Source organism: Sulfuricurvum sp. RIFOXYD12_FULL_44_77, from assembly GCF_001830725.1.
Lineage (GTDB): Bacteria > Campylobacterota > Campylobacteria > Campylobacterales > Sulfurimonadaceae > Sulfuricurvum > Sulfuricurvum kujiense_A.
In genome coordinates this window covers 1-2368 of the sequence record NZ_MIBU01000306.1, presented here as the reverse complement: position 1 = coordinate 2368, position 2368 = coordinate 1, and the positions used below count along the sequence as shown (strand labels likewise).

Genomic DNA, 2368 nt, shown 5'->3' with positions numbered 1-2368 from the left:
TTATCGTCCATCATCCATAAAAACGGATAAACCAATGTTCGCTTCAAAATGTTGAAGGGGGCGGTAACGATCTCTTTGGCGATAGCCGTATCTACTTTCGGGTCATCGAGTTTACCGCTGAGGGTGAGGGTAGTGGTGAGCGAGCCGTCATCCCCGAGGAGAATGTACCCCACCATAGGAATTTTTCCAAGAGCTGAGCCTAAATCGGTTTTGAGGGTCAAAATGCCGTCGAGTTGATTCGCTTTGAAGTCGGCGCGCCCTGTACCGGTTATTTTCATCTCAGGAGAATTCAGGGTGAAGTTATCAACCGAAACAACCCCTTTTTGGTATTCAAAATGGGCATATCCCTCATCAACGGGGAGCCCTTTTGAATTGTAATTCGGAAGGGAAAATGTCGTTAAAGAGGGGACGGTGTTGACAAATGCCAATACATTGTTGAGCACTTTATAATCTTTGAGAATGGTGTTTTCAACTCTCATTAATCCATCAAACGCATCGGTTCTCCCTTTGGCGGCAAAGGAGAAGGTTCCTCCACTGAAGTCGCTTAGTGCAAAAAGATGCTCCATAAATTTATCGTTAAACCCTTTCCCCTCAATGGAAAAAAGGTCATTGCGTATTTTGAGGATGGCCGATCCGTTCATATGATGGAGGGAGGCGTCAAAATTTTCATTTTGTAACGTTGCATCGAAAGCGTCGGCAACGATTTTTCTCCCTTTCATCAAATAGAGATAGGAGTTGGTAGCGTGGATGCGCACAGGGATAGGAGCCTCTTTTGAAGAGGCACTCTCTTCTTTGTGGGCTGAGAGAAATTTGAACAGGGCAGGCATATTCAGACCGGTGTTGTTGGCACGTATATAGATATTTTCGGGTGTGTGATTGATAACCAGCCGATCGTTAACCCGTATCGAGGAGATATTATCCTGATGAGAGCCGCTAAATCGGTAATGCGATATCGGCATATCATTCAAGAGCATAAGCGGATAGGGATAGTCGATTTCTCCGTTAAAGTGGTAGCGGGAGCTCTCTCCGGTATAGTAGAGGTTCAAATAGCCGTTATTAATGTTGTATTGACGCAAAATCGGGGATTTTTGAGAGAGTCGTGAAATATCATCGAGACCGATTTTCCACCCATTCGGAATCGTAGAAAAATGGGCTTTAAGGGAAGGTGCATCGATTTTAATCGTATCATTTTGGGTATCGACTAAGAGCTCAAGCGACTCTTTCGCTTCCATAATCGGTACCATTTTCGGTGCGAGCGGTATCATATTACTGAGGTGAATCGCCCCTTTTTCGGTGTCGATACGGTAGCTGCCGCTAAAATTTCCTTTGAAAAGATCGCCCAGTACCGTTTCGATTTGTTCAAAGGTTATAAGATCATTTTTAAGTGTCGCGCTGAAAGGGGAAATGAGCAAGGGGAGCTGATGCACCGACCATGCCGAAGGATTTTTGACTTGCAGTTGCGCTGTTTTATTAGTGTAATGCAAATCTATATCAAATCGTGGCTGGTGAAGTTCGACTTCACCGAGTTTAAATCTATTCAACCGTAATTTGACATCCGTTTGTTTCTTGGTACCGTCAAAGGTAGCATCGACTGTTCCTTTGACACTTTCTGAGAGGCTGAAGGGGACAGAACGGATGGCTGAGTAGGCACGATGATAATCAAACGGCGCGTGGAACGCTTCAATCGTTAATTTTTCACCTAAAAGGTTCCAGCGGGACTTGTTAACCTGCAAGGCATCCCCATCGGGTGCGATGACGTAGGTAACATGCAACGGATCGCGGGGATCATAGAGGGTTAAATCTCCTGTTGTCGGGGAGATGGCATACGCATTGATAGAAACAACACCTCGCTCTGTTGCGGTATTGTACTCTCCCTCAACACGAGCATGTGCCACATCCTCTCCGTAGTGAGCTATGAAGTTTTCAAATGTCACATCACTACGATCGATTTTGACAATTCCCCCTTCGGTTTTGAGGGGGATTTGATCCAGAAGAATTTCAGAAGAGGAGGGCTTGAATACCCCTTTGACTGCGGTATCAAAATCGTGTAAATTGATGGAGAGATATAAATTTACGTCACACTCCCCCTTGAGCTGTTTGATCGGTAAATGGATATGATAAAACTCCAAGAGGGATAAAAGAGGATCACCTAGTTTGGCATGAGCGGTTTTAATATAGAGATCCAGCATCGTGTGGGGTATTGTAAAATCGATAACAACACGACTTTCCTCGGTAGGAAGGTCATAAAAAGTGCCGTTTTGTGGGAATATATGGAGTTTTCCTTTGGTAAAACGGAGATCTATGCGAGGTGCACGGATCGGTTCAAAACCGGTTGCAAAAGTATATTCACCGTCCATAATGCTCGCTT

Annotated in this window: 1 protein-coding gene; it reads right to left on the bottom strand. The window is 44.8% G+C overall.

The window, feature by feature from the left end; translation table 11 throughout:
• Window positions 1-2357: AsmA-like C-terminal domain-containing protein (locus A2517_RS11210; RefSeq protein WP_294897059.1), on the bottom strand; the 2357-nt coding region annotated here is incomplete at its 3' end.
• Window positions 2358-2368 lie beyond the last annotated feature (11 nt).